This is a genomic window from Clostridium senegalense (genome assembly GCF_018916625.1).
GTDB lineage: Bacteria > Bacillota > Clostridia > Clostridiales > Clostridiaceae > Clostridium_J > Clostridium_J senegalense.
In genome coordinates this window covers 1-4492 of sequence record NZ_JAHLNC010000025.1, presented here as the reverse complement: position 1 = coordinate 4492, position 4492 = coordinate 1, and the positions used below count along the sequence as shown (strand labels likewise).

The window sequence follows — 4492 nt, the reverse complement described above, 5'->3', positions numbered from 1 at the left end:
TCGCTCGACTTGCATGTGTTAGGCACGCCGCCAGCGTTCGTCCTGAGCCAGGATCAAACTCTCAATTTAAAAGTTTGAACTGCTTCAAGCAATTTGCTGACTATAATAGTCAATTTTTTTACATCTTTCGATGTGAGTATCTACAAAATAGATTCTCAAATGAATTAACTGGTTTTACCTATATTTATCTGTTTAATTTTCAAAGACCAATTCGTCATCACCTGACGACTTTTACAAGTTTACTAGATTTAAACTTTTTTGTCAATACCTTTTTGTAAAAAGTTTTTTAAAGTTTAAATCCTTATCGCTTGAGTTACTTACTTGGTTGCCCTAGCGACAAGATTTATTATATACTGTAATTTAATTATTTATACATATATTAACTGCAATATTATTACTTAAATCTTATCATAGTTTATTTTCCTTTTTCTTTCTTTAATTTACTATTGTTGACACACTAGGTTCTGTTTGTTTTACTTAGTTCTTTAAAATTCCTAAATTTAGAGGTTTAATGTGAATTTTGAGTTTATTCACTTGAATAATTATATAAAAAAACAAACTCTAATTAAATTTATTTATCAAATTTTTGTTATTAATTAAGAAAAAATATAAATAGAACCTAAAGCAATCAAAGTTGATCCTAAAAAAGTACGTTTAGTATTATTAGAAACATAGCAAGTAATAATCACCATAACTATTAACTAAAATAAGCTTACAACTATTAGTGCCTCATTTAATAAATAAGTTAAAAAGTTTTGTCTTTATATAGATTAATTTTTTATATTAAAAAACTATCACTTCATTTTCTTTTTAAATCAACAAAGTGATAGCTCTATTTTCATTTATTAAATTATAATTCTTTCAAAAATTCTTCAACTAAGCTTTTATTTTTATTATTATATCCCAAATCTACAAGCGATTTCTCTAATACACTTAGCAAATATGTTAATTTATCTTTGTCTGCATTTTCTCCCATATGTCCTATTCTTACCACTTTTCCACTCATATAAGAAAAAGATCCTGCAACTAAAACATTATATTCTTCTAACATATGTTTTATTAGTTTATCACATCCTATAAACTCTGGAATTTTAACTGCTGTTATTGTGTTAGCCTGTCCTTTTTCTATAAACAGCTCTAACCCATATTCTAGTATAGCTTTTCTTACAGCATTTCCATATTTATAATGTCTTTTTATAACATTTTCTATACCTTCGTTTAAAATATTATCTAATGCTACATCTAAACTAACTATATCGCTTATTGGCATAGTATATGGAAACCATTTTTCTTTATAATAATTTTTCCATATAGTTAAATTATTATAAAATCCCATTATAGGTTTTTTTCTATTTTCCATTACTCTTAATGCATCTTCGCTAATAGATACTATAGTAAGACCTGGTTGAGCTGATAAAACCTTTTGTGATGCCCCAAGTGCAATATCTATTTTCCACTCATCAACTCTTATATCCTCTCCACCCATAGATGCAACTGTATCCACCACTGTTAATATATTAAACTCTTTTAATAACGGACATACCTTGTCTATATTGTTTAAGAGCCCTGATGGTGTATCACAATGCACTATTGTAGCATATTTAAAATTGCTATCCTTTTCTAAAAACTTTCTTAAATGGTCTATATTAATATCTTTAGTTTTATCTGACTTATATGTAACAGGTTTTCCTCCATATATTTTCACAAAGTCAGCAAATCCAGCTCCAAAAACACCATTATCTATAACTAAAACCCTATCCCCTTCTTCTGTTAAAGATGCACATGCTGAATCTAGCCCCAAAATTCCTTCTCCACTTAATATATAAACTGGATTTGAGGTCTTTATTATTTTTCCTATCTTTTCACAGGTTTCTTTATAGAAATCATAAAATTGTAAATCTAAATCTGGATTAGTACATTGTTGTGCCCTTGCTAATCTAACATTTTCCCTAACTGATGTTGGTCCAGGTGTAAATACGTATGGACTTCTCATTCACTGCCACCCCTTTTTAATTAATATAAAAGCATAAAATTAAAAGCTCTTCTTTTAATCTTATGCTCTACTAAATTTTGTTACTTATATTATATAATATAAATTAAAAACTTTAAAATTTATTTAACTATTCTTTTTGCTACATAGTACCTACTATTAAAGTAATCATTGCTTAAATTTGATATTTTAATAAACTCTCCTGGTCCTGGTGCATGAATGAATTCATTTCCACCTATATATATTCCAACATGAGAAATATCATTTGGGTCATCATCATTAGTTGTAAAAAATATTAAATCTCCTGCTACAAGATTTCCTCTACTAACTGTTTGACCTTCATTAACTTGATAGTAAGTTGTTCTGGATACACTTATACCAAAATGTTTATATACATATTGAACTAATCCTGAGCAGTCAAATCCTAGTGGTGTAAATCCTCCCCATAAATAGGGAACACCAATATATTCCTTAGCTTTATTAGCTATATCTGTTCCGATATACCTAGATTCTATTAATGGAGTTTCTTTAACTATTGGTCCAACTTCTTCACTGCCATCATAAATTTTAACATAATCACCACAAATCCATCCCTCAATTCCTTGAACAGATATTTTATACCATCCATTTGAATGAGCAGTTACTTGGCTTTTAGTTCCATATGTTAATGTTGCAACAATTTTCCCATTTGTATCTGCACTACTTCTTACATTTAAAGCCGCTGCAGTTACTACTACTATTTTATTTACGGTTTCAATATTACCACTGTTATTCTCATTATTATTAGAATTAAAACTTACATAATCTTTGCAAATATATCCTGTTTCATTACTATATTTTATTTTATACCATCCATTGCTTTCAGATAAAATTTCAACTTTAGCATTAGAGTTCAAAATTCCTAAATGATTGTATGATGTACCTGGACCAGACCTTACAAATAAAGCCTCTGCATCTACATATCCTGTTTTATTAATTTCTGTTTCATTAGAACCTCCTGAATTAGACTCTCCACCTGTTCCATTTAAATTTACATATTCAGATGAAACGTATCCAGTAGTCCCATTTACACTAATTTTATACCAACCATTTAGTCTTTCTATTATATCTACAGCTGTTCCTTTTCTTAATGAATCTACAACATTATAATTAGTTCCAGCTCCACTTCTTACATTCAAAACATCTGCACTAATAGTTCCTTTTGTTCCTGCAGCTTGATTATTATTATTATTGCCATTATTACCATCACTTGATAAGGATATATATTCAGAAGACACATAACCAATCACACCATTTGTCTTTACCTTATACCAACCATTTAATTTTTCTACTACATCTACCTCTGTTCCTTTTCCTAGTACGGTTGTAACTCCATAATTAGTTCCTGCACCGCTTCTTAAATTTAAACTATCTGCATTCACTCTACCCTTTTCCCCTGTGACTTTATCATTATTAGTTATATTCTCTGAAAAACTCACATATTCAGAAGATACATAACCCATGGATCCATTTACATTTATTTTATACCATCCATCATGATTTTCCATTATCAATACGCTTGTACCTTTTGGTAACGTTTTAACTACATTATAATTTGTACCTGCACCTTCTCTTAAATTCAATGCTATTACATTAACAATCCCAGTTTTATTTATATTAGATGAAGAGTTATCCGAATTTGCACTTTCACCCATCTTAACATATTCTCCAAAAACCCATGCATTTTGTCCATTATAATCTATCTTATACCAATCGCCCTTTTTCTCTAGAACAGTTACCTTTGTATTTTCATTTAATGAACCTATTACTTTTGAAGAAGTATTGTTTTCAGATCTAACGTTCAAATTATTTACAGTAATTATTCCTACTTGAGTTCCTGCAGCCAATGCAGTCTTACTTCCTATAACCGAGTAAACACACATAGTGGCAGCAATAGCTCCTAGCGTTTTTTTAGAATTCTCCAAAATTGTCCCTCCATCCTAATTTGATTTGCCTCGTACATAATAATATATTATCTTCCTATGTTTTTACATATACAGTAATTAATACAAATTTATTATATCTTAATTTAGCGCTAATTGTTTGAATATTGCTTTATTTTTTTTCTACATTATATTGACATAAATCTACCTTAAAATATATATTTTAATATTAAGGTATAAGTTATATATATATTTAAAATAATTTTTTATATTTCAATGCTATAATTTCAATATAATATTAATTTTTTCTCTACTACTGTACAATATATATTATTATCGTAAATTAATATAAAAGTTTAATAGAATCAGGTCGAATTTTGTAAAAAAGTATAAAAAAAAGCAGTTCTTTCGAACTGCTAATGGTGGAGATAAAGAGATTCGAACTCTTGACCCCCTGCGTGCAAGGCAGGTGCTCTCCCAACTGAGCTATACCCCCAAATATGGTGGACCTTCAGGGACTCGAACCCCGGACCTACCGGTTATGAGCCGGTTGCTCTAACCAACTGAGCTAAAGATCCTT

Annotated in this window: 2 protein-coding genes, 2 tRNA genes and 1 rRNA gene; all 5 read right to left on the bottom strand. The window is 29.2% G+C overall.

Annotation, left to right across the window (positions count from 1 at the left end; translation table 11 throughout):
* Positions 1-69, bottom strand: a 16S ribosomal RNA gene (locus KQI36_RS17500); the annotation flags it as partial.
* A gap of 781 nt (positions 70-850) precedes the next feature.
* Positions 851-1993: a pyridoxal-phosphate-dependent aminotransferase family protein gene (locus tag KQI36_RS17495; RefSeq protein ID WP_216452005.1), complete on the bottom strand. Its 1143-nt coding sequence runs from the start codon at positions 1991-1993 to the stop codon at positions 851-853.
* Between the two features lie 119 nt (positions 1994-2112).
* A complete protein-coding gene (locus KQI36_RS17490) occupies positions 2113-3954 on the bottom strand; it encodes a C40 family peptidase (RefSeq protein ID WP_216452004.1) in 1842 nt (613 codons plus the stop codon).
* Positions 3955-4332: 378 nt separating this feature from the next.
* Positions 4333-4408, bottom strand: a tRNA-Ala gene (locus tag KQI36_RS17485).
* Positions 4409-4413: 5 nt separating this feature from the next.
* Positions 4414-4490 (bottom strand) — tRNA-Ile (locus tag KQI36_RS17480).
* Positions 4491-4492 lie beyond the last annotated feature (2 nt).